Below are 23,679 nucleotides of genomic sequence, written 5' to 3'. Positions count from 1 at the left end.
GGCGCGGCACGACGGGAGGAGACCGGCATGGAGGCGTTCCCCGACATCGCGGACCACGGGCTGATCGGCGACCTGCAGACGGTCGCGCTGGTCTCGACGGGCGGCTCCATCGACTGGTTCTGCGCGCCCCGCTTCGACTCGCCCACGATGTTCGCATCGCTGCTCGACCGCGAGAAGGGCGGTTTCTTCCGCATCCACGCGCTGGCCGACGACGTGCGCATCCGGCAGATGTACTTCCCGCAGACCGCGGTGCTGATCACCCGTTTCATGTCGTCGGCGGGGGTCGGGGAGGTCATCGACTTCATGCCGGTCGCCGACGAGCCGCGGATCGCCACGGCCCGGCGCATCATCGTGCGCGCCGTGCGGGTGGTGCGCGGCGAGCTGACCTTCCGGCTGGAGTGCCGCCCGCGGTTCGACTACGGCCGCAGCGCGCACACGGCCACGGCCTCCGACAACGGCGTGCTGTTCGCCGACGACACCACCAGCGCGGCCCTGCACGGCGTGCCGGCGGAGGCGCTGGTGGACGGCGACGTCGACCTGGAGTTCGCGCTCGGCGCCGGCGACCTGCGGATCTTCGCGTTCGAGACCGAGCCGCGCGGCGAGCCCCGCGACATCGGGCGGGCGCGCGGCAACCGGCTGTTCCGCGAGACGGTGGCGTTCTGGCGGGACTGGATCGGCCGCAGCGGCTACTCCGGCCGCTGGCGGGAGGACGTGGAGCGCTCCGCGATGGTGCTGAAGCTGTTGCAGTACGCGCCGAGCGGAGCGCTGGTCGCCGCTCCCACCGCCGCGCTCCCCGAACAGCTCGGCGGCGTGCGCAACTGGGACTACCGCTACACCTGGATCCGCGACGCCTCGTTCTCGGTGTACTCGCTGCTCGCCCTCGGCTACGAGGAGGAGGCCATCTCCTTCGCGCTGTGGACCGCCGACCGGGTCTCCGAGCAGGTGGGCGAGAGCTCAGGCCCGCTCAAGATCATGTACCGCATCGACGGCTCGTCCGACCTGGAGGAGCTCACCCTCGACCATTTCGAGGGCTACGCGGGCTCGACGCCGGTGCACATCGGCAACGGCGCCGCCGACCAGCTCCAGCTCGACATCTACGGCGAGGCGATGGACGCACTGTCGATCGCGGAGGACCATCACCCGATCGGCCATCCCGGCTGGATGAAGCTCGTCGGCATCCTCGACTGGCTCGCCGACAACTGGGACCAGCCCGACGAGGGCGTCTGGGAGACCCGCGGAGGCCGCAAGGATTTCACCTACGGCCGGATCATGTGCTGGGTCGCCTTCGACCGCGCCATCACAATCGCCCGCGAGCGCAGCCGCCCGGCGCCGCTGGAGCGCTGGATCAGCACCCGCGACGCGATCTACGAGCAGGTGTTCACGAAATGCTGGAACCCGGAGCGGAAGGCCTTCACGCAGCATCCCGGCACCGACGTCGTGGACGCGATCACGCTGCTGATGCCGCTGGTCGGGATGATCTCGCCGACGGACCCGATGTGGCTCTCGACGCTCGACGCGATCGGGGAGGAGCTGGTGACCGACAGCCTCGTCTACCGCTACAACCCGTCGGCGTCGCCGGACGGCCTCCCTGGCGAGGAGGGCACTTTCTCGCTGTGCTCGTTCTTCTACGTCTGCGCCCTGACCGACGCCGGCCGGCTGGACGAGGCGCAGTACGCCTTCGAGAAGATGCTCACCTACGGCAACCATGTCGGCCTGTTCGCCGAGGAGATCGACCCCGCCGGCCTCCAGCTCGGCAACTTCCCGCAGGCGTTCACCCACCTCGCGCTCATCCGGGCGGCGATCGCGCTCGACGCCGCACTCACCGCCCAGAGCGCCACCAACCGGAAGGCCGCACGATGATCCCGCTCACCATCGGCGCCACCGTCGACGCGCCCGAGCGTCCCGCCGTCATCGACGGCTCGCGCTTCAACCGGCACACGTTCTGGTGCGGGCAGAGCGGGTCGGGCAAGACCTACGCGCTCGGCGTCGTGCTGGAGCAACTGCTGCTGCAGACCGCGCTGCCGATGGCGGTGCTCGACCCGAACGCCGACTTCGTGCGGGTGTCGCGCACGCGGGACGACGCGTCGGCCGAGGAACGCGAACGGTTCGCGGCCTTCGACATCCGGGTCTTCCACTCCAGCACCCGCACCGAGCCGCAGCTCCACGCCCGGTACGTCGACCTCAGCGTCCGCTCGCAGGCCGCGGTCGGCCGGCTCGACCCGATCGCCGACGAGGAGGAGTACAACGCCCTCCTGCACCTCGACAAGTCGCCGGGGCAGCACTTCGACAAGGAGCGGTTCCTGGAGGCGCTCGCCTCCTCGGACGACCCGGCGCGCCAGCGGCTCGGGATGCGGATCGACAACCTGGAGATCCTGGACTGGCCGCTCTGGTCGTTCGGCCGCTCCTCGGTCGTGGACACCATCGACGAGCGCCCGCGCGTCACCGTGCTCGACGTCGGCGGCTTCGCCCACCAGGCCGAGCCCCAGGCGGCAGCGCTGTGCGTGCTGGAGCACCTCTGGGAGAAGCGGATGGAGCGCAACCCGCTGCTGATCGTCCTGGACGAGGCGCACAACTTCTGCCCGCCCGTGCCGCGGAACAGCGTGGAGGCGCAGCTCACCGAGCAGCTCATCCAGATCGCCGCGGAGGGCCGCAAGTTCGGGCTGTGGCTGTTCCTCTCCACGCAGCGGCCCACCAAGATCCACCCGAACGTGCTGTCCCAGTGCGACAACCTCGGCCTGATGCGGATGAACTCGCCGCGCGACATCGACGAGATCGGCGACGTGTTCGGGTTCGTCCCGCAGCACCTGCTGGAGCAGTCGCCCACGTTCCGGAAGGGCGAGGCGCTGTTCGCGGGCGCGTTCTCGGACGAGCCGCAACTCGTCCGGGTCGGTCGGCGCATCACCGTGGAGGGCGGCAGCGACCTCTCGGTGGAGCCGAGCGCGGTGGAAGTGTAGAGGAGGCGCCATGAGCCAGGAGCAGACCCGCAGGGACGCCGCGGAGGCGCGCGGGATCATGAACGACGTGGTGCACGGGCGGCTCATGCACGTGCCCGCGTCGATCGAGCAGTCCATCGAGGACTTCCACGACACCTCGCAGGAGTGGCGGCGGCTGTTCTCCGAACTGCTGGGCACCTTCTTCCTGGTGCTGGTGGCCGCGGGCGGCGGGATGATGGGCCAGGCGTTCCCGAACACGATCTCGCGCACGGCCGCCGTGACCGCGCCGGCGCTGATGGTGTTCGCGATCATCCTCTTCATGGGCAAGGTCTCCGGCGCGCACCTCAACCCGGCGGTCAGCGTGGCGTTCGCGCTGCGCGGGGACTTCCCGTGGTCGCGCGTGCCCGGCTACATCATCGTGCAACTCGGCGGGGCCTCCCTCGCGGCGTGGTTCCTGGAGGGCGTCACCCACGTGTCGGCGCGGTACGGTTCGAACTACCCGGCGTCCGGCTTCAGCTCGTGGGACGCGCTGCTGATGGAGACGGTGCTGACGTTCGGCCTGGTGAGCGTCATCCTGGGCACGGCCTCCGGAGCCCAGAACCTCGGCATCATCGGCGCGTTCGGCGTCGGCGCCTACATCGCGCTGGCCGGGCTGTGGGGGAGCCCGATCTCCGGCGCCTCGATGAACCCGGCCCGCACGTTCGGGCCCGACCTGGTGAGCGGGCACTGGGACGCCTACTGGGTCTACATCGTCGGCCCGGTCGCGGGCGCGGTGATCGCGGTCGGCGCGGCGTTCCTGCTGCGCGGCCGCGGGGGAGGCCTGGCCGGCTCGGCGGCGGCGCAGGGCGGGCTCGGGACGGAGGCGCGCTTCCCGGACAAGGAGTGAGGCGCGTGCCGCGACGGGGCTGACGCCGCGACCGGCCGCGGACCATGATGTCCTCATGGACTCGATGGACCTCAACCAGCCGGGTGCTGCCGCTGCGGGCGGCGGAGTCCGGGTGCAACGCGCGCTGTGGCGGCATTGGGGCACGCCCGCGGGCATCTACGGCACCATCGTCTACGCGAGCGTGGTCGCCGCCAGCTCGGGAGGTGCGTCGGACCAGGCGGACGCCCTGCACGTCCTGGTCTTCAGCCTGGTGAGCATCGTGGTGTTCTGGCTGGCCCACGTCTACTCCACCGCCCTCGGCTTCCACGCCGACGACGACAGTGTCCGCGGGCGGATCGTCGACTCCCTCCGGCACGCACTGTTCGAGTCGAGCGGCATGCTGGAGGCGGCCGTCGTCCCGAGCATCCCGCTGCTGCTGGCGGCGCTCGGCCTCCTCCCCGCCGAGGTCGGCGTGTTCGTGTCGCTCTGGCTGACGGTGCTGCTGCTGGCCCTGCTGGGCTACCTGGTCTTCCTGATCCGCGGAAGGTCGGTCCTGGTCTGCCTGACCGGCGCAGCCGTGACAGGCCTCTTCGGCTTCGTCGTAATCGTCCTCAAGACGACATTGCAGCACTGAGGCCCCGCCGGGTCCGCGAGACGTGAGTCGTTGCGGAAATCGCCGGTACGAATTCCGCAATTACTCACGTTTCAGTTTCAGTTGTGACGTGTGCCGTTTCACGTTACAGTCGTGCGACTACCACTGACCAAGAAGGAGCGGATGATGACGATGCACAACAGACCGCACCCGGGCGAGGTGCTCGCGGAGCAGCTCGGACCCGAGGGCCTCGGGCTGACCGTCGGCGAGGCCGCGCTGAAGCTGGGGATGTCCCGCCCGGCCCTGTCGCGGGTCCTCAACGGCCACGCCGCGATCAGCACCAAGCTCGCTCTCACCCTGGAAGCCAACAGCATCGGTACCGCCGAGCTGTGGCTCAGGATGCAGATGCGCTACGAGCTGGAGCACGCCAGGGCCGCGGCGGCGGGCTGATCGCACTCCCACTCCCCATCTACTCCTCTTTCCGCTCGTCGACAGCGGGAGTGCGCTTCGCGTCCTTCGCCGACTTCCGCTCCGCCTTCGCGGCGTCGGACTCCACCTTCATCAGGTCCTTCGTCTCCCGGAGGTCGCCGATGACGGCACGCCAGATCCGGGCGCGCGGGTCCGAGTCCACCAGGATCGCCCGGGCCAGCAGCGTCAGCGGGATGGCGAGGATGGCGCCGATCGCGCCGAGCACGATCGCCCAGAGCAGCACGGAGAAGAAGGTGAGCGTCTGGCTGAGCGCCACCGCGTTGCCGACCACCTTCGGCTGCACGACCGACTGCACGACGGCGTTGACGACTCCGTAGATGACGATGATCGCGATGACGGTGCCCCAGCCGCCGATCAGGTAGCCGAACACCAGCGGAGGCACCAGCGCCAGGAAGTAGCCGACGTTGGGGATGAAGCTGCACAGGAAGGACAGGATCGCCCACAGCAGCGCCGCGGGCACACCGAGGATGAACAGCGCGACGCCGTTGATGACGCCCTGCACGAGGCCGAGCACGGTCGTGACGACCATGTATCGCCGGACGCTGTGGGCGAAGCCGGTGAGCGCGTACACCAGGTTGGGCTTGGTCGGTTCGAGCTGGCGCAGCAGGGTCGGCGTGTAGGCGGCGTCGGCGGGCATCAGGATGAGCATGGTCAGCACGATCACGCCGAAGGTGATGAGACCGAAGGCGCCCCCGAGCAGGCCGCTGAAGAAGTTGAGCAGCTTGGTCGGGTCGAAGCCCTGCGTCACCACCTGGAGGTCCTGCGGGCTGATGCCGATGCTCGTCAGCCAGCTCGCGAACTGCTGGCCGATCTGCTGGAACTGCTCCTTGTACTGGGGCAGCATCGAGACGAACTGGGCCATCGCGATGATGAGGAGGGCGGCGAACCCCGCCAGCAGGGCGAACGTCGTCAGCGCGACGGCGCCGGTCGCGACGCCGCTCGGGGTGCCGTGCCGCTCCAGCCAGACCCGCACCGGCTGCGCGCAGATGACGAGCACCAGCGCGAGCAGGGTCGGGGCGAGGATGCCGGCGATCGCGTGCATCCCGATCAGGATGACGACGCCGCCCGCCAGCGCGAGGAGGATGCGCACGCTGCGGCCGTTCGCGGCGGTGGCCTCCTGGTCGGGGTCGGGTCCGGCCGGCGGCGGCGGCTCCGGCGCGCGGGTGCGGCGGCGGAACGGCCAGATCCCGCTAGTCGTGGACATGATCGGTTTCCGCGATCGGTGTCTGGAGCGCCATGATGGCCTCCCGGTTGGTGTCGAAGAAGCGCACCCCGTCGAGGAGTTCGAGGTGGTGGAGGCGGTCGCGGATGCCGGGGCGCACCCGGCTGAGGGCGAGGTCGCCCGCGTGCGCGGCCAGGAAGGTCTGGACGGCCTCCCACGATTCGGCGCCGGTCACGTCGACGTCGGTGACGGCCTCCATGTCGAGCACGACGTGGGTGGCGCCGGTGTCCTGGACGGCGCGCTTCACCGCCTTCTCGAAGGAGGTCGAGTTCGCGAAGAACAGCGGCGCGGCCAGCCGGACGACCACGACGCCCGGGACGGTCGGCTCCCCGGCGGGGGCGGCCTCCAGGAGGGAGTGCTCCGGGTCGCCGTCCGCGGCCAGCGTGTCGATCGGCGGGTTGGCCGCCCGGCGCGTGACGTTGATGACCGCGAGGACGAACGCGATCACGATCCCGGCGATCGGCCCGACGATCAGGGCGCCGAGGAAGCAGGCGGCGCCGATCGCGAACTCGAACCGGTCGAGCCGCCAGAGCCGGATGAAGTCGGGGATGCCGAGCAGCGGGACGACCGCCACGGCGACGATCGTGCCGATGGCGGGGGAGGGGATGTCCGCCAGCAGGGCGGTCCCGAAGATCAGGAGCAGCAGGGTGCCGAGGGCCGTGATCAGGGAGGGCAGCTGGGTGCGGGAGCCGGACTGGTCCATGGCGGCGGTGCGGGAGGTCGACGACCCGACCGCGAAGCCGCCGCTGACGCCCGCGGCGATGTTGGCGGCGCCGAACGCGAACAGGTCGCGGTCGGGACGGGTCGGGTAGCCGCGCTTCTCGCCGTAGGAGCGCGAGACGAGCAGGCCCTCGCCCATCGCGACGACGGTGAGGGCGATGGCCGAGGGGATGAGCGCGAGCCACTGGCCCCACGCGATGACCGGCCAGGTGAGGGTCGGAGGTCCGGCGTCGACGTGGCCGAGCACAGCGACGCCGGCCCTCTCCGCGCCGGTGAACACGACCACGACGGTCGCGACGATGAGGACGAGGAGCGCCCAGGGCATGGCGCCGGCGAGCCGGCGCCCGACCAGCAGGACGACGAGGGCGCCGAGCGAGATGAGCAGCGACCAGACGTTGAGCGTCGGCAGTCCGGTGATGAGCCCGCCGACCTTCTCCAGGAACTCCCCGCCGGAGTCGATCTTGACGCCCAGCATCTTGGCGACCTGCGACACCAGGATGTCGAGGGCGAGGCCGCCGACGAAGCCGACCAGGATCGGTTTGGAGAGGAAGTTGGCGAGGAACCCGAGCTTGAAGAAGGAGCACAGCAGGAACATCACGCCGCTGATCAGGGCCTGAGCGAGTGCCAGCGTTCCATATCCGCCGGGGGAATACAGGTCCTGGTGGCCGGCGACCGCGAGGCCGCCGAGCGAGGAGGCCACCAGCGCAGCGGCCGCGGCGTCCGGCGACGCGACCAGCTGCCGCGACGACACGGTGAGCGCGTAGACGACGGCCGGGATGACCAGCGCGTACAGCCCGGCGGTGGCGGGGAGGCCGGCGATCTGCGCGTAGCCGATGTTGAGCGGGATGGCGATGGCCAGCAGCGTGACCCCGCCGAGCACCTCGCGGACCGCGTTCCTCGCGGTCAGCCCGGCCAGCGGCCGGATGCGGGTGCGCGACGGCGCCGGAGCCCTGGAGGACTCCGGCGCCGTCGCGGTCGGGTCGGTCACGTCGGTCACCGATCCCGTTCGATCACGCCGTGGGCGCTGCCGGCGGCGGGGTCGGCGCGGACGGGGCGGCGGGGGCCGCGGGCGCCGCGTGCGCCCCGGCTCCGGCCTGGTGGCCGAGGGCGACGCTCTTCAGGTGCGCGAACTCCTCGGGGGTGATGGTGCCGGCGTCGAGGAGGGCCTTCGCCTTCGCGATCTCGTCGGACGGGCTGGAGGACGCCACCTCGCGGATGTAGGCGTCGGTGCTCTGCTGCACCTGGCGGGCCTCCTTCTGGCTGCGCTCCGCCATCCCCGGCCCGCGGGCGATGAGGTAGACGAGCGCGGTGAGGAACGGAACGAAGATCAGGAAGATGATCCACAGCGCTTTCCACCAGCCGTTGAGCTTGTGGTCGCGGAACAGGTCGCTGATGATCGCGAACAGCGCGAACAGGTACGCGATGAATGCGAAGCTCCAGAAGAACAGCCAGATGATGTTCCAGAAGTTGTTCCAGAAATCCATGTCGTTTTACCTTTCCCCCTGGGCTCGGGTCCGAGCCTGGATGTGCGCTGAGAGTAACGCCGCGGGGGGAGATGCGTCTAGAGGTCGTTGGGGTGGTGAGGAGGTGAAAATAAGGGAGGGCGTTATTTACACTTAGGCCATTAAGTGTAAATAAGGGGTAGGGTTGTTCTCATGTCCGACGTTCGAGCCTGGCCTGCGTCGAGCAGGGGACCCTACCAGTCCGCCGTCGCGCCCTCGATCGCCGAACTCGACGTGCACGTCAGCGCCGACGTCGCCGCGGAAGCCGCCGAGGCCGCGTCGCTGCTGACCCGCTTCGACGCCGAGCTCGGCCTCTCCGTCCTCCCGTTCGCGTCGATCCTGCTCCGGAGCGAGTCCGCCTCGTCGTCGCAGATCGAGAACCTGACCAGCGGCGCCCGGGCCATTGCTGAGACTGAGCTCGGCGAGCGCGACACCGGCAACGCGCCCCAGATCGTCCGCAACGTCCACGCTATGCAGGCGGCGCTCGAACTCTCCGACGGGCTCGACGACGGAGGCATCATCGCGATGCACGCGGCCCTCCTGGAGGATCATGCGCCCTAGCTGACCGGTGGATACCGCAGGGAGCAGGTATGGATCGGGGGCTCGGGCGTGAGCCCGCACGGCGCCGCCTTCGTCCCTCCGCACCACGATCGCGTTCCGGGGTCGATGACCGATCTGGTCCGGTTCATGCGGCGGTGGGACGTCCCTGCGCTCATCCACGCCGCGGTCGCGCATGCCCAGTTCGAGACCATCCACCCATTCCCCGACGGGAACGGCCGCACCGGGCGTGCGATCGTCCAGGTGATGCTGCGGCGTTCCCGCACGACCGCGACCGTTGTCGTGCCCGTCTCCGCCGGCCTCCTGCACGACGTTGACGGCTACTACGCGGCGCTCACCGCCTACCGCGCGGGCGATGTCGACCCGATCGTGCGCTCGTTCACCGAGGCGGCGGGGTTCGCGGTGCGCACGGGCCGGCAGCTCGCGACGGCCATCGGGGAGATCCGGGCGCGCTGGGGGGAGGCGCTGACCGGGCTGCGCTCGGACAGCTCCGCCAGGCGGGTATTGGCGCTCGCGCTGGAGCAGCCCGTCCTCAACGCGGCGGTCGTGGAGGCCAGGCTCGGCCTGTCCGCGCCCGGCGCCTACCGGGCATTCGACGCGCTGGTCGACCGCGGCGTGCTGCGCTCCGCCAACTCGCGGAAACGGAACCGGCTGTGGATCGCGGATGACATGATCCAGGCGCTCGACGCGTTCGCCGACCAGGCGGCGCGACCCCGCAGGCGTTGACCGAGTCCTCCGCGACACCCTCCTAGACGCTGCCGCCCCTTGATGGCTAGCGTGACCCCTGAATCGAGGGGGTACACGCTGTGACCAGGGATTTCCAGGGAAAGATCGAACTCGATGTGCGGGACTCGGTGTCCGATTGGGACGCCTTCCTGCCGCCGACGGCGCCGGAGGGCTCGCCCAACGTGCTGCTCGTTCTCTACGACGACACCGGGCAGGCGGCGTGGTCCACGTATGGCGGCCGCATCCAGATGCCGACGATGGAGCGGCTCGCGAAGAACGGCCTGACCTACACGCAGTGGCACACCACGGCCCTGTGCTCGCCGACGCGGTCCACCCTGCTCACCGGGCGCAACCACCACTCCAACGGGTTCGCCACCATCTCCGAGTCGTCCACCGGGTTCCCCGGCTACAACTCGCACATCCCGGCCTCCAACGCCACGATGGCGAACCTGCTGCGGGACGCCGGCTGGGCGACCTTCTGGGTGGGCAAGAACCACAACGTCCCGATCGACGAGTGGACGGCGGGCGCGAGCAAGAAGAACTGGCCGCTGGCGCAGGGCTTCGACCGGTTCTACGGCTTCATCGGCGGCGAGACCAACAACTGGTACCCGGCGCTGGCGGAGGACAACCACTACATCGACCAGCCCTCCCTCCCGGAGCAGGGCTACCACCTGTCCAAGGATCTCGCCGACCAGGCGCTCCGGATGCTGCGCGACGTCAAGCAGACCGAGCCGGACAAGCCCTGGTACCTGTGGTTCTCTCCCGGCGCCAACCACGCGCCGCACCACGCGCCGCAGGAGTACATCGACAAGTACAAGGGCGTCTTCGACGACGGCTACGAGGCGTACCGGGAGTGGGTGCTGCCGCGGATGATCGAGCGCGGCCTGCTGCCGGAGGGCACGGAGCTCACCGAGCTGAATCCGATGCCGCCAGGGACGTTCTCCGAATCCGACGAGGTGCGCCCCTGGGCCGAGCTGAACGCGGAGGAGCGCGCGCTGTTCTGCCGGCTCGCGGAGGTCTACGCCGGCTTCTCCGAGTACACCGACGCCCAGGTCGGCCGCATCGTCGACTACCTGGAGGAGTCCGGGCAGCTCGACAACACGCTCATCATCTACTGCGCCGACAACGGCGCCTCCGGCGAGGGCAGCCCGAACGGGTCGGTCAACGAGGGCAAGGTCTTCGGCGGCTACCCCGACGACCTCCAGCAGAACCTGACGATGGTCGACAAGCTCGGCTCGCCCGACACCTACAACCACTACCCGACCGGCTGGGCGGCCGCGTTCTCCACGCCGTACCGGATGTTCAAGCGCTACGTCTACCAGGGCGGCGTGTGCGACCCGCTGGTCATCTCCTGGCCGAAGGGCATCGCGGCCCGGGGGGAGGTGCGCAACCAGTACCACCACTCGACGGACATCGTCGCGACGATCCTCGACGTCTGCGGGGTGGAGCTGCCGGAGACCTACAACGGCGTCGAGCAGCGCCCGCTCGACGGCGTGCCGATGACGTACAGCTTCGACGCCGGCCCGGACGGGGCGACCACGAAGCGGACGCAGTACTTCGAGATGTTCGGCAACCGGGGGATCTGGCACGACGGCTGGAAGGCGGTGACCGAGCACGGGCCGGTCAGCGGCCGTGGCGACTTCCCGAGCGACACCTGGCAGCTCTTCCACACCGACGTCGACCGGTCGGAGGCCCACGACCTCGCGGCCGAGCATCCGGACAAGGTGGAGGAGCTGAAGGCGCTGTGGCTGGAGGAGGCGAAGCGCAACGACGTGCTCCCGCTCAACGACCTCCAGATCATCGGGAACCCGAAGGACTTCGAGACGTTCATGTCGATGGAGTTCCGGGTCCCGGTGCCGGCCAGCGGGCAGTACACCTACTATCCGGGCACGAGCGAGGTCCCGGAGCGGTCGGCGGCGAACACGCACGGCGTCTCGTACAAGGTGCTCGCGGAGGTCGACACCACGCCGGACACCGAGGGCGTGATCTTCGCTCACGGCTCGCGCTTCGGCGGCCACAGCCTGTTCGTGAAGGACGGGAGGCTGACCTACGTCTACAATTTCCTCGGCATCCCGCCGGAGAACGTCATCTCGGCGCCGGTCCCCGGCCCGGGACGTCACATCTTCGGCGTCTCGTTCACGAAGGAGCGGATCGGCCAGTACCGGGAGAGCATCGGCCCGCTGGCGCTCTACATCGACGACGAGAAGGTCGCCGAGCAGGAGATCCGGACGATCCTCGGCCACTTCTCGCTGTGCGGCGAGGGCCTCTGCATCGGCTACGACTCCGGCGACGCGGTGTCGAAGCTGTACGAGGGCTCGCGCTTCGAGTACAGCGGCGGTGAGATCGTGAAGGTCGTCTTCGACATCGCCGACGACGCCTACGTGGATGTGGAGGCGCACCTGGCCGCCGCGATGGCGCGGGACTGACAGCGACGCGGAGGCGACCGTGACCACCGCGCCCCCGGCCGTCCGGCGGTCGTGGCTGCTGCCGACCCTGGCGGGCTACCGCCGGGAGTGGCTCGGCCGCGACATCCTGGCCGGGGTGTCCGCGGGCGCGGTGGTCGTCCCGCAGGCGATGGCGTACGCGACCATCGCGAACCTGCCGGTGGAGGCCGGCCTCTACACGGCGACGGTGCCGATGGCGGTGTACGCCTTCCTGGGCGGATCGCGCGCGATGAGCGTGTCCACGACCTCCACGATCGCGACGCTCACCGCCACCACGTTCGTGTCGGCGGGGGTCGTCGCGAACTCGCACGCGATCCCGCGCGACCTGGTGACGCTGACCCTGCTCGTCGGCGTCGCCCTCCTGCTGGCGCGGCTGCTGCGGCTCGGCACGCTGGTCGAGATCATCAACAAGCCGACGCTGCTCGGCATCCAGATCGGCGTCGGGGCGACGGTGGCGGTCGGGCAGCTCCCGAAGCTGCTGGGGGAGACGGACGCCCCGACCGGCGGCGGCTTCGTCCACAGCGTCAACGCGGTCGTCGCGGCGATCCCGCACGCCAACCCGGTGACGGCGGTCCTGTCGCTGGTGTCGGTCGCGGCGCTGTTCCTGTTCAAGCGCTTCCTGCCGAGGGTGCCCGGCCCGTTGATCGTCGTCGCGGCGGGGATCCTGCTGGTGGCGTTCGGCGGGCTGCGTTCCGCGGGCGTCGAGCTGATCACCCCGGTGACGCGGGCGTTCCCGCTGCCGGCGCTGCCGAGCCTCGACCACGTCTTCCAGTTGATCCCGGGCGCGTTGGCGATCGCGGTCATGGCCTTCCTGGAGTCCGCGGCCGTGGCGCGCGGCATCCGCGAACTGGACGACCCGCGCATCGACAGCAACCGCGAACTGCTCGCGACAGCGATGGCGAACCTGATCGGCGGCTGGTTCCAGACCCTGCCGGCGGCGGGCGGGTTCTCGCAGAGCGCGGTCAACAAGGCGGCGGGAGCGCGCTCGCAGCTCGCGGCGCTCGTCACGGTGGTGCTGGCGCTGCTGATCGGGCTGTTCCTCGGGCCGGTGATCAGCCTCCTGCCGCAGGCGACGCTCGCCGCGCTGGTGTTCGTGGCGGTGTTCGGGCTGATCGACGTGAAGGACCTGGTGCTGCTCTGGCGGATCAGCAGGCGCGATTTCGCCATCGCCATGGCGACCGCGGTCATCGGCCTGACCGCCGGGCTGCTCGCCGCCGTGGGAGTCGGGGTGCTGTTCACCCTCGTGCTGGTGCTGGCCGCGCTCAACAAGCCGCGCGTCCGGGTGGAGGAGGCGTCCGGCGGCCGCCTGGGCGTCAGCCTCCTCGGCCCGCTCTACACAGCGAATGTGCTCGCGACCGAGCAGACGATCCTCGACGCAGCGGATGCCGCCGGCGCTGCCGGGGAGGTCACCGAGCTCACCCTGGACTGCTCACCGCTCCAGGACATCTCCATCACCGTCATCCTCGCCCTGCAGAACCTCGACCAGGAGCTCGCCGGTCGCGGCATCCAGCTCCGCGTGCGCGGCATCCCCTCCGCCGCGCACGCGGTCGCCGCGCGGACCAAGTGGTTCCAGAAGCTGGAGGCAGAGGGACGGGTCGCGGACTAGTCCGTTACTCCGGCCCACTCCAGCACCCGCAGCGCCCGAAGCGTGTTCCACCGGCTCGGCTCGCCCACGGCCTCCATGTCCAGGAGAGCGCGGCCGGAGTGCTCGTGGTCGAGCAGCCAGCGGCCGTCGGGCTGCCGGCGCGAGGAGACGACCGCCACGGCCTCCGTGACCCGCTCGTCCGCCGGGACGCCAGCCGCCCGCAGATGGTCGAGGCCGCGCAGCACGTCGAACGACCAGTAATAGGGGAACGAGAACCGGAGCCAGCTCTCGCGAATGAGCGAGCCGTCGCTCAGGCGCCGCATCAGTCCACGCTCAAGCAGGTACTCGTGGCCGCGCGCGACCGCGGCCGACACGTCGGTCGGGCCGCCCGCGTCGCGGTAGGCGGTCAGGCCCTCCAGCGCGCAGATCGTGCTGTGGAACGATCCGGGTTCCTGGCGGGTCTCCGCGTAGCAGTTCCAGCCGCCGTCGTCCTGCTGCTCGTTCAGGAGGCGCTCCACGATCAGCTCGCTGGGATGCCCGAACTCCGCTCCCGCAACCAGCACCCGGCCGTTGATGCACGGCTCCACCTCGCCGTCGAAGAAGGCGTCGTTCCACCACTCCTCGCCCCAATCGACCTGGCGCACCACCCGGTCGACCGCGACCCGGGTGCGCTCGCCGTCCGCCGGAGCGCCGAGCACCGCGAGCATGAGCATCGCGTCGTCCACGCCCACCCGGTCGCGCTGGGTCCAGACGCCCTCGCCCCAGGTGCCGTCCTCGTGCTGCAGGTCGAGCAGGCGTGCGCCCCAGCCCTCGGTCTCCACGTTCGCGCGCTCAGCGGCGACCGCGGCGTCCGGCTCGTGCAGGAGGTCGCGGCGCACCTGCCAGCGGATCGCCGGGTCGCCGTCGAGAAGCCAGCCGATGACATCCACGGCGCACACGCTACCCGGCGAACGACTGCGTGCCCAGTACCGCCAGCAGCGCCAGCTTCTCCGCCGCCTCCGTGCGCGGCGCGGCCGTCAGCACGAGGAGGCACTGCGACTGGTCCTCGGTGAACAGGGCCTGGCAGTCCAGCTCGATCGCGCCGAGCTCCGGATGGAGGAGGGTCTTGTGATCCTCGAACCGGCGGGCGACCTCGTGCCGCTCCCACAGCTCCGCGAACTCGGGGCTCCGCTCCAGCAGCGCGCGCACCAGCTCGCCCGCGCGCGACTGCGGGCCCAGCGCGCCGTACGCGTCGCGCAGGGAGGCCACCTGGGCGCGGCTCTGTCGGTCGCGGTCGGCCTCCGGGTACATCGCCCGCGCCGTTGCCGGGTCGGTGAACCAGCGGTAGTACTCGCTGCGCTCCAGCCCCGTGTAGTGCGAGCGGTCGCCGAGCAGCGCGACGGCGAGCCGATTCTGCACGAGGGTCTCGCCGAGGTTCGACAGCACGAGCGCCGGGGTGTCCTCCAGCCGGTCGAGCACGCGCTGGAGCGCGGGAGGCACGTGCGCTCCGCCGAGGCGGTCGGGCGGGTTGTGGCCGGCGACGCGGTACAGGTAGTCGCGCTCGTCGGCGGACAGCCGGAGGGCGCGGGCGAGGGAGGCGAGCATCTGGTCGCTCGGCTGCGGGCCGCGGCGCTGCTCCAGTCGGGTGTAGTAGTCGTTCGACATCGCGGCGAGCATCGCGACCTCCTCGCGGCGGAGGCCGGGAGCGCGGCGGCGGGGACCGGAGGGCAGGCCGACGTCCTCCGGGCGCAGGGCCTCGCGGCGGCGGCGGAGGAAGTCGGCGAGGGCGGTGCGGTCCATCACACCATCATCCGTCGTCGCGCCCGGCCGAGCCAGGGATCGCGGATCCCCCGATGAGCGCTCCGCTCCCGCCGCGGACGAACGCCCGCAGAGTGGAGGCCATGGACATCACAGGGAACACCGTCTTCATCCCCGGCGCCACCAGCGGAATCGGGCTCGCCCTCGCCGTCGCCCTCCACGAGCGCGGCAACACCGTCATCGTCGGAGGCCGCCGCACCGAGCTGCTCGAACGGATCGCCGCCGAGCATCCCGGCATCGACACGGTCAGCATCGACACCGCCGACGCCGGAAGCATCCGCCAGGCCGCCGACACCGTGCTCGCCGCCCACCCCGACCTGAACGTGCTGGTCACGATGGCCGGCATCATGCGGGCGGAGGACTGGCATCGCCCGGAGGCCTTCCTCGCCTCCGCCGAGTCGATCGTCACCACGAACGTGCTCGGGCCGATCCGCCTGATCGCCGCGTTCGTGGAGCACCTGCAGACCCGGCCGGACGCCACGATCGTGACGGTCTCCTCGGGTCTGGCGTTCACGCCGCTGAGGGTCACGCCGAGCTACAACGCCAGCAAGGCGGCCATCCACATGCTCAGCGAGAGCATCCGCCTCCAGCTCGCCGACACCTCGGTGAGCGTCGTGGAGCTGGAGCCGCCCGCGGTGCGGACGGCGCTGATGCCGGGCCAGGAGGAGAGCGACTTCGCGATGCCGCTCGACGAGTTCGTGGCGGAGGTCATGGAGCTGATCGAGACGCAGCCCGACGCGACCGAGCTGCAGGTGGAGCGGGTGAAGTTCCTCCGCTACGGCGAGGCCCGCGGCGACTACGACCGCGTGGTCGAGGTGCTGAACGGCTCCGACCCGCACGCGCGCGAGTCGGCCGCCTGACCGCTGCCGAAGGGCACGTAAACGCCCCTAAACGGCCGTTTTAGGGGCGTTTACGTGCCCCTCGGCGAGCTGGTCAGCGCGCGTACTCCGGAGTCTGCCCCAGCCAGATCGCGAGCGCCGCGATCTCGGCGCGCACCTCGTCCCGGACCTCCGGGGTGAACGGCTCGTCCTCGTGGACGGCCTCGACCCGAAGGACTCCCGCCTTGCGGTCGGCGGCCGCGTCGAGCTTGCCGACCAGCCGCTCGCCGTGCAGGATCGGCAGCGCGAAGTAGCCCCAGCGGCGCTTGCCGGCGGGCTTGTACATCTCCAGCAGGTAGTCGAAGCCGAACACCTCCTTCGTCCGGACCCGGTCGTGCACGAGCCGGTCGAACGGCGACAGCAGCGCGGTGCGGCCGGCGAAGGGGAGGCCGACGGCTGCCGGGTCCACCCGCCACTCCAGGGTGCTGCCGTCCACGCGGGCCGGCTCGCCCGCCTCGCCGACCAGGGCGCGGCGGGCGATGCCGAGGGAGCGCAGCCTCCGCTCGTCGCGCAGCGGGCCGGCTTGGGCCTCCGGCACCACCACGATGTCCGCGGGGTAGACGCGCTCGCCCAGGTCCCAGGTGCGCTGGCGCCCGATACGGCCCGCGACCGCGACCTCCCCGCGCCCCTGCAGCAGTTCGAGCAGCCGCGTGACGTTCTGGTTGTGCGTCCAGCCGGTGGACACCCACGGCACGGCGGCGGTGTCCGGGATGTCCTTGGACAGCGTCGGGCCGCTGTCGCGCAGCCGGGCGAGCACGTCGCGGCGGAAGGAGTCGTTGGCCTCCAGCCAGGCGTGAGCCCCGCTCAGGCGCTCCGGCCAGCGCGACATCCGGTCGAGGTGCAGGCCGAGGTCGGACACCGGCCGGACCATCGCGAACGGCGGTGTGACGGGATCGTCCATCGCCTTCACCTCGTAGAGCAGCCGGTCGGTCTCCAGCGCCGCCACGAGGGTCTCGGGCCGGTAGGCCGCGCCGAGGCGCGTGTACGCGATGAGGTCCGCGCTCGGCGCGATGGCGGCCGTGGGGTCGAGCTGGAGGAAGGTCAGGCTCTCGGCGAGCGGCACGAGCCCGGCGGGCCGGTCGGCGTCCAGGCGCTGCGCGCGCACGGCGATCCGGCGCGCTTCGTCGCGGTCCAGGGTGACGACCATGCCCCTACGCTAGCGGCGGCCGCCGACGCCGCGCCTTACGACTCGACGCGCGACTTCCGCCGCCGCAGCGCGATCGCCCGCACCAGCACCGGCCCGACCGAGATGACGACGATCCCGATGAGGACGATGTCCAGGTACTTCGACACGAAGTCCGCGACGCCCGGGATGTGGCCGAGTCCGAAGCCGATGAGCGTCACGGCGGCGGCCCAGACCGCGGCGCCGATCACGTTGAACAGGCTGAACACGCCGTGGCGCATCCGGCCGACGCCCGCCGCGACCGGCGCGAAGGTGCGCACCACCGGGACGAAGCGGGCGACCACGACCGCGCCGCTGCCGTACTTGTCGAAGAAGGCCTGCGTGCGGGCCACGCTCGCCCGGCTGAACACGCCGGACTCGCGCCGGTCGAACACCGCGGGGCCCGACTTCCAGCCGATCAGGTAGCCGACCTCCCCTCCCACGATCGCGGCGATGGCGACGGCCACGATCACCAGCCAGAGCGGCTGAGGGATGTGCCCGGTGAGCGTGAGCACGCCCGCGAAGAACAGCAGGGTGTCGCCGGGCAGGAAGAAGCCCAGCAGCAGGCCGGTCTCGGCGAAGACGATCGCGCAGATGCCGACCAGCGCCCAGGGTCCTGCGGCCTGGATGAGGCCCTGCGGGTCGAGGAGGCCGGTATGGACGAGGGCGCCGGCGGCGGCCAGTGCGTGGGGGGTCATGGGGTCCTTTCGTACAGCGAGATCAGCTCGCGATGCGTCGCGATCCGCGTGGTGGTCTCGTGGAAGCCGAGAGTCGTGAGGTCGGCGACGCCGTAGTCGTCGACGGAGCCGGGGGAGGAGGCGTACTCGATCAGCCAGACCCGGTCGACCCTGTCGAACCGGCCGAGGGCGGCGGCCTGGCGCACACTGTACGCGCTGTCGTGCCACGACGTGGTCTTGGCGGCCGGGAGGTCGAGGGCGACGTCTGTCGTGTCCTCGAAGCCCGCCGGGTAGGTGTGCTCGGCGAGGCGCGGGCGCTTGGACGGCTTGGCCGACTCGTCGAACACGACCGCGTCGCCGGGGCGGGCATGCGCTCCGATCGCGGCCGAGACCTCCGGCCAGTCGCTCTGGTTCTTCGCGTAAGGCGTGCGCTCCGCCACATAGACGGGAACGCACAGCGCGAGCACGACCACGCCGGCGACCGCGCCCGCCCAGCGTCGCCACCGGAGGAGGTCGTCCACACCGCACGCGATCAGCAGCGCAGCGGCCGGCGCGCAGAACGACACGTACCGGGCGGTGAAGTCGGGCACGAACGACTGCACGGCGATCAGGATGACCGGCGGCAGCAGCAGCCAGAGCAGGGCGACGCCGACCAGGGTCGGGAGGCGCGACTCCGTGCGGCCGAAGAACCGCTCTCCGCCGGCGCCCGCAGCACCCATCCGCTGCCGGATGGCGACCGCCACGGCCACGACGATGAGCGCCCAGGCCGCGATCGCGAGCGGCCAGGAGTCGCCGAACCACAGCCCGCTGAACAGGGTCTGCGGCGCGAGCTGCGGCACCGCGCCCAGGTACGAGATCTGGTGGTGCTGGCCGATCGCGAAGACCAGCAGCGGAGCGACGGCCAGCACCGCCGCGCCGGCCGCGATCAGCAGGCCGCGGACGGTGCGCCGCGGCGGCCGGCACACGGCGACGATCACGCCGTGGACCACCACGAACAGGATCGTGTAGAGGAAGATGTACGTCCCGGCCGCGAGCAGCAGGCCGTAGCCGACGAACCACGCCGCCCGCGGGCGCCGGCGGTCGAGCGCGGCGACCAGCAGCACGGTCAGCCACGCGGCGACCGCGGCCGAGAACGCGAACGACCGCGCCTCCTCGCCCATGTAGGTGACGCGGGGGAGGATCGCGCAGACCAGGCCGGAGATGACCGCCGTGCGGGCGTCCCGCAGCCGCGCGGCCAGCAGCACGACGGCCGCGGTGGCGAGCCCGACCACGATCGCACTCGGCAGCCGGACCGCGAACGGGGAGAACCCGAACAGGGCGCCCCAGAAGTGCAGGCCGAGATAGTACGTGCCGTGCACGGCGTCGACGTTGCCCAGCATCGTGAACAGCGACGGCAGCGGGCGCTGGGCGGACATGATGCTGGTGGCCTCGTCGCCCCACAGCGATGGGATGCCGGAGCCGATGGCTGAGAGCGCGGTCGCGAGCACGCCGAACAGCGCGGCGAGCACCGCGGGGCGGGTGAGCGTGGCGGCACTCCTGGTCGGGGCCGGCCGCAGCATCGTGACAGACAGGTCGGCACCGTCCTTCCGAATCAGCGTCCGTTCCCAGTCAATCCCCGTCGTCCCCAGAAAAGTCCAAGACGGCGGTGAACGCCGGAAGGATAGCCGGTGAAGAGCCGGTCAGGCGAGCGTTGCGAGGATGCGCTCCGCGAGCAGGTCGCCGATCAGCGGGCCCATCGTGAGGCCGCCGGCGCCGAAGCCGGTGCTGACGAACAGGCCGGGCCGGTCGTCCACCGGTCCGGCGGTCGGGAGGTCGCCTTCCGGCGCGGGGCGCAGCCCGACCCGCGTCTCGATCACCGTCGCGTCGGCCAGGCCGGGCGCGATGGCCAGCGCGTCGTCCAGCACCTGCCGGACGCCCGCCGCCGTCACCCGGGCGTCGAACCCGGAGCCGGCCTCCCGGGTGGCGCCCGCGACGATCCGCCCGGCGTCGAACGCGACAAGGTAGTGCGCAGCGACCGGGTGCACGGACGGCCACGCGCGGGTGTCGGCGTCGACGCGCAGGTGCACGAGCTGTCCGCGCTGCGGCTCGACGGGCACGCGGACGCCGAGCGGGAGGAGCACGTGGTCGGTCCAGGCGCCGGCGGCGACCACGACGGCGTCGGCGGGAACGGTCTCCCCGTCGACGGTCACGACCCGGTCGGCGTCGAGTGCCGCGGCGGCGTCGAGATGCGTCGCGCCGAGCGAGGTCGCCGCGGCGAGCAGGCCGGTGCGCAGCGCGCGCCCGTCCACCCGGGCGCCGCCCGCGATGTGGAGGGCGTGGAGGTCGTCGGCCAGCGGAGGGAACAGCTCGCGCGCCTCCGCCGCGGCCACCCTGCGCACCTCGCCGGCGGTGCGGGAGACGGCGGCGCGTCCGCGGACCCTCGCCTCCACCTCGTCGATGACGGCCGCCTCCCGGTTGACGACGAGCGCGCCGGAGCGCCGATAGCCGATGTCGTGCACGCCCGCCTCCGCCAGCCGGTCGATCAGCTCCGGATAGAAGTCGGCCCCGGCCGCGTAGAACTCGTAGAAGTCGCCGCCAGCGCCGGTGCTCCACGGCTGTACGATCCCCGCCCCCGCGTCGGTGGCGCGTCCGGGGAGGCCGGCGTCCACGATCGTGACCGCGGCGCCGCGCCGGGCGAGCGCGAAGGCGGTGGCCGCACCCGCGACGCCGTCGCCGATCACCACGACGGCCGGACCGGGACTGTTCGAGACGCCGTGCTTCCCCATGCGGGCGACGGTACCACCGCACCGAATTCGTCCCCGCGTCCCGGAATAAACCTCCCGCCGGATCGTTGAACTTGAGTGCAACCAACTCAACTTTATGAAACAGGAGATCAGGTGCCCGAGAACTTCACCCCCGAGAGCGGCAGCGAGAACTCGTTCGACGAGTTCCTCTCGCGCTACCTCGCGGGGGAGCGCGCCCGCGCCGCGCGCTCCATCGACATCAGCCGGTTCCTCAGCCGGCGCACGCAGGAACTCCTCGCGGAGGCGGGCCGTTACGCGCTTGAGCACGGCCACCGCGAGCTCGACGCCCTGCACATCCTCCGCGTGATGGCCGGCCAGGAGCCTGCGTCCGAGGCCATGCGCCGCATCGGCGTCGACCCGTCCGCGGTCGCCGACGCCGCCGAGCAGCGCCTCCCGGCCTCCGGCGAGCCCATCGACGCCGACGGTGCCTCGATCACGGCGTCCGCCCAGCGCGTGCTGTTCCACGCCTACCAGGTGGCCCGCGCCTCCGGTGCGACCTACATCGACCCCGAGCACCTCTTCTTCGCGCTCGTGATCGGCCAGGACGCGCCCGCCGGGCAGGTCCTCCAGGCTGCGGGCGTCACTCCGGACTCCCTCACGAACGCCATGCGGCAGTCCGCCACGGTCGGCGCGGGAGGCCAGGACGCCGCCGAGGCGGCAGGCGACTCCGAGACCCCGATGCTCGACCAGTTCGGCACCGACCTGACCGCGCTCGCGCGCGAGGGCAAGCTGGACCCGGTCATCGGCCGGCTCGACGAGATCGAGCAGACCGTCGAGATCCTCTCCCGCCGGACCAAGAACAACCCCGTCCTGGTCGGCGAGGCCGGCGTCGGCAAGACCGCGATCGTGGAGGGCCTGGCCCGCGCGATCGTGGCGGGCGACGTCCCCGAGCAGCTGCTGGAGAAGAAGGTGGTCGCGCTCGACCTCGCCGGGATGGTCGCCGGCACCCGGTACCGCGGCGACTTCGAGGAGCGGCTCACCAAGCTCATGGACGAGATCAGCGCGGGCAAGGACGAGCTGATCGTGTTCGTGGACGAGCTGCACACCGTGGTCGGCGCCGGAGGGTCCGGCGAGTCCGGCGGCATGGACGCCGGCAACATCCTCAAGCCGCGCCTGTCGCGCGGCGACCTCCACCTGGTGGGGGCCACCACGCTCAAGGAGTACCGCCGCATCGAGAAGGACCCGGCGCTGGAGCGCCGCTTCCAGCCGGTGATGGTCGGCGAGCCGGGCGTCGAGGACGCCGTGCTCATCCTCGACGGCCTGCGTTCCGCCTACGAGGAGCACCACGCCGTCACGTACACGCCGGAGGCGATCCGCGCGGCCGTGGAGCTGTCCAACCGCTACATCTCCGACCGGTTCCTGCCGGACAAGGCGATCGACCTGATCGACCAGGCCGGCGCGCGGCTGCGGCTGTCGCTCGGCAAGCGCGTCGACGCGTCCGAGCTGATGCAGCGGCTGGCGACCCTGGAGTCCGAGAAGAACTCCGCCGTGGCCGCCGAGCACTACGAGGAGGCGTCCCGCCTGCGCGACGAGATGGAGGCCGTGCAGCACGGGATCGACGAGCTCGGCAACGCCCCGCGCCACGCTGCGGAGGCGGTCGTGGACGAGCCCGAGATCGCGGCCATCGTGTCCCGGGCGACCGGCATCCCGGTGTCCCGCATCGGCGACGCCGACCGCGAGCGCCTCGCCGCGCTGGAGTCGGAGCTGCACGCCCGGGTCATCGGCCAGGACGACGCCGTGACGGCCGTCGCGAAGGCGGTGCGCCGCAACCGCACCGGCCTCGGCGACGAGCGCCGCCCTGTCGGCTCGTTCCTGTTCCTCGGCCCGACCGGCGTCGGCAAGACCGAGCTGGCCAAGTCGCTGGCGGAGTCGCTGTTCGGCGACGACAAGGCGATGATCCGGTTCGACATGAGCGGGTTCGGCGAGCGCCACACGGTCGCCCGTTTGGTCGGCGCCCCTCCCGGATACGTCGGCTACGACGAGGCCGGCCAGCTCACCGAGCGCGTGCGCCGCAACCCGTACTCGGTGGTGCTGTTCGACGAGATCGAGAAGGCGCACCCGGATGTGTTCAACCTGCTGCTGCAGGTGCTGGACGACGGCAGGCTGACGGACGGCCAGGGCCGCACGGTCGACTTCCGCAACACGGTCGTCATCATGACCTCCAACCTGGGCTCGGAGTTCCTGGCCTCTCGCAGCGGCGCCCTCGGCTTCGTGGCGGCGGGCAGTGACGGCTTCGCGTCCGACAAGGACATCCGCGACCGCGTGATGGGCAAACTCCGGGAGGCCATGCGCCCCGAGTTCCTGAACCGCATCGACGAGATCGTGCTGTTCCGCAAGCTGGACGCCGAGCAGCTCCGCGACATCGTCCGCCTGCTGCTGCAGGCGACGGCGTCCCGGCTGGCACACCGCTCGATCCGCTTCGAGGTGACGGACGCGGCCGTGGCGTGGATCGCCGAGGCCGGCTACGAGCCGGAGTACGGCGCCCGTCCGCTCCGCCGCGTCATCCAGCGCGAGGTGGACGACCGGATCGCCGAGCTGATGGTGGCCGGCAGCGTCGCGGACGGCGGGACCGTCGTGGTCGACGCCGTCGACGGGGCGCTGCAGGTGCGGCCGCGGGCGGTGTACGCGGCGGCGGCGTAAGCGCGCTCAGCGGTGCGAGGCGCCGGCTCCTTCGGGGGCCGGCGCCTTTCCGCGCCCGGCCCTTCCTGAAAGTCCCCATAGGGGTACAGTGCATGTCTCAACCCGT

General features: G+C 71.3%; 20 protein-coding genes. 11 read left to right on the top strand and 9 right to left on the bottom strand.

The window, feature by feature from the left end:
* The first annotated feature begins 27 nt into the window (after window positions 1–27).
* From ABCS02_RS15365 to ABCS02_RS15345, 5 genes are all read left to right on the top strand, one after another.
* Window positions 28–1,860, top strand: coding sequence for a glycoside hydrolase family 15 protein (locus ABCS02_RS15365; protein WP_345836539.1), 1,833 nt, complete (start codon window positions 28–30; stop codon window positions 1,858–1,860).
* On the top strand, window positions 1,857–2,954 hold the full coding sequence (locus ABCS02_RS15360) for an ATP-binding protein (protein WP_345836538.1): 1,098 nt from the start codon (window positions 1,857–1,859) through the stop codon (window positions 2,952–2,954). The genes ABCS02_RS15365 and ABCS02_RS15360 overlap by 4 nt, the downstream gene beginning before the upstream one ends.
* Window positions 2,955–2,964: 10 nt before the next feature.
* Window positions 2,965–3,819: an aquaporin gene (locus ABCS02_RS15355; protein ID WP_345836537.1), complete on the top strand. Its 855-nt coding sequence runs from the start codon at window positions 2,965–2,967 to the stop codon at window positions 3,817–3,819.
* A 55-nt stretch (window positions 3,820–3,874) separates the two neighbouring features.
* Window positions 3,875–4,432 carry a hypothetical protein gene (locus ABCS02_RS15350; RefSeq protein WP_345836536.1) on the top strand — a complete coding sequence of 186 codons (558 nt, stop codon included), beginning with the start codon at window positions 3,875–3,877 and terminating at the stop codon, window positions 4,430–4,432.
* 144 nt (window positions 4,433–4,576) lie between these two features.
* The gene (locus ABCS02_RS15345; RefSeq protein ID WP_345836535.1) at window positions 4,577–4,840 is read left to right on the top strand and encodes a HigA family addiction module antitoxin; all 264 of its coding nucleotides are present in this window, start codon (window positions 4,577–4,579) and stop codon (window positions 4,838–4,840) included.
* 19 nt (window positions 4,841–4,859) lie between these two features.
* Here the strand turns inward: ABCS02_RS15345 and ABCS02_RS15340 are convergent, their stop codons facing one another.
* The 3 genes from ABCS02_RS15340 to ABCS02_RS15330 are packed head-to-tail and all read right to left on the bottom strand — an operon-like array spanning window position 4,860 to window position 8,305.
* A complete protein-coding gene (locus ABCS02_RS15340; protein ID WP_345836534.1) occupies window positions 4,860–6,083 on the bottom strand; it encodes an AI-2E family transporter in 1,224 nt (407 codons plus the stop codon).
* Window positions 6,070–7,818: a SulP family inorganic anion transporter gene (locus ABCS02_RS15335; protein WP_345836533.1), complete on the bottom strand. Its 1,749-nt coding sequence runs from the start codon at window positions 7,816–7,818 to the stop codon at window positions 6,070–6,072. Before ABCS02_RS15335 ends, ABCS02_RS15340 begins: the two co-directional genes overlap by 14 nt.
* A 13-nt stretch (window positions 7,819–7,831) precedes the next feature.
* Complete coding sequence (locus ABCS02_RS15330; RefSeq protein ID WP_345836532.1) at window positions 7,832–8,305, bottom strand: SHOCT domain-containing protein; 474 nt, start codon at window positions 8,303–8,305, stop codon at window positions 7,832–7,834.
* Window positions 8,306–8,476: 171 nt separating this feature from the next.
* Between ABCS02_RS15330 and ABCS02_RS15325 the strand changes: the two genes are divergently transcribed.
* From ABCS02_RS15325 to ABCS02_RS15310, 4 genes are all read left to right on the top strand, one after another.
* Window positions 8,477–8,884: a hypothetical protein gene (locus ABCS02_RS15325; RefSeq protein ID WP_345836531.1), complete on the top strand. Its 408-nt coding sequence runs from the start codon at window positions 8,477–8,479 to the stop codon at window positions 8,882–8,884.
* Complete coding sequence (locus ABCS02_RS15320) at window positions 8,885–9,607, top strand: Fic family protein (RefSeq protein WP_345837322.1); 723 nt, start codon at window positions 8,885–8,887, stop codon at window positions 9,605–9,607.
* A gap of 80 nt (window positions 9,608–9,687) precedes the next feature.
* Window positions 9,688–12,033 (top strand): arylsulfatase, encoded by a 2,346-nt coding sequence (locus ABCS02_RS15315; RefSeq protein ID WP_345836530.1) that lies wholly within the window; start codon window positions 9,688–9,690, stop codon window positions 12,031–12,033.
* Between the two features lie 19 nt (window positions 12,034–12,052).
* The gene (locus ABCS02_RS15310) at window positions 12,053–13,657 is read left to right on the top strand and encodes a SulP family inorganic anion transporter (protein ID WP_345836529.1); all 1,605 of its coding nucleotides are present in this window, start codon (window positions 12,053–12,055) and stop codon (window positions 13,655–13,657) included.
* Here the strand turns inward: ABCS02_RS15310 and ABCS02_RS15305 are convergent.
* Both ABCS02_RS15305 and ABCS02_RS15300 read right to left on the bottom strand, forming a co-directional pair.
* Window positions 13,654–14,565 (bottom strand): hypothetical protein, encoded by a 912-nt coding sequence (locus ABCS02_RS15305; RefSeq protein ID WP_345836528.1) that lies wholly within the window; start codon window positions 14,563–14,565, stop codon window positions 13,654–13,656. The genes ABCS02_RS15310 and ABCS02_RS15305 overlap by 4 nt on opposite strands.
* 10 nt (window positions 14,566–14,575) lie before the next feature.
* The gene (locus ABCS02_RS15300) at window positions 14,576–15,415 is read right to left on the bottom strand and encodes a helix-turn-helix transcriptional regulator (RefSeq protein ID WP_345836527.1); all 840 of its coding nucleotides are present in this window, start codon (window positions 15,413–15,415) and stop codon (window positions 14,576–14,578) included.
* A gap of 101 nt (window positions 15,416–15,516) precedes the next feature.
* Here ABCS02_RS15300 and ABCS02_RS15295 point away from each other — a divergent pair, with 101 nt between their 5' ends.
* A complete protein-coding gene (locus tag ABCS02_RS15295; RefSeq protein WP_345836526.1) occupies window positions 15,517–16,293 on the top strand; it encodes an SDR family NAD(P)-dependent oxidoreductase in 777 nt (258 codons plus the stop codon).
* Between the two features lie 73 nt (window positions 16,294–16,366).
* On the opposite strand, the gene ABCS02_RS15290 is transcribed toward ABCS02_RS15295, so the two are convergent.
* From ABCS02_RS15290 to ABCS02_RS15275, 4 genes are all read right to left on the bottom strand, one after another.
* Window positions 16,367–17,458 carry a crosslink repair DNA glycosylase YcaQ family protein gene (locus ABCS02_RS15290; RefSeq protein WP_345836525.1) on the bottom strand — a complete coding sequence of 364 codons (1,092 nt, stop codon included), beginning with the start codon at window positions 17,456–17,458 and terminating at the stop codon, window positions 16,367–16,369.
* Window positions 17,459–17,493: 35 nt separating this feature from the next.
* A complete protein-coding gene (locus tag ABCS02_RS15285; RefSeq protein ID WP_345836524.1) occupies window positions 17,494–18,171 on the bottom strand; it encodes a VTT domain-containing protein in 678 nt (225 codons plus the stop codon).
* Window positions 18,168–19,709 (bottom strand): glycosyltransferase family 39 protein, encoded by a 1,542-nt coding sequence (locus ABCS02_RS15280; RefSeq protein WP_345836523.1) that lies wholly within the window; start codon window positions 19,707–19,709, stop codon window positions 18,168–18,170. The genes ABCS02_RS15285 and ABCS02_RS15280 overlap by 4 nt, the downstream gene beginning before the upstream one ends.
* A 120-nt stretch (window positions 19,710–19,829) precedes the next feature.
* Window positions 19,830–20,915, bottom strand: a complete 1,086-nt coding sequence (locus ABCS02_RS15275; RefSeq protein WP_345836522.1) for an FAD-dependent oxidoreductase — start codon at window positions 20,913–20,915, stop codon at window positions 19,830–19,832.
* A gap of 111 nt (window positions 20,916–21,026) precedes the next feature.
* On the opposite strand from ABCS02_RS15275, the gene ABCS02_RS15270 reads away from it, so the two are divergent.
* Window positions 21,027–23,573: an ATP-dependent Clp protease ATP-binding subunit gene (locus ABCS02_RS15270; protein WP_345836521.1), complete on the top strand. Its 2,547-nt coding sequence runs from the start codon at window positions 21,027–21,029 to the stop codon at window positions 23,571–23,573.
* Window positions 23,574–23,679: the final 106 nt, after the last annotated feature.

The organism is Microbacterium sp. X-17, from assembly GCF_039615055.1.
The sequence above is the reverse complement of the archived record's forward strand: the minus strand, read 5'-3'. Positions and strand labels throughout refer to the sequence as shown.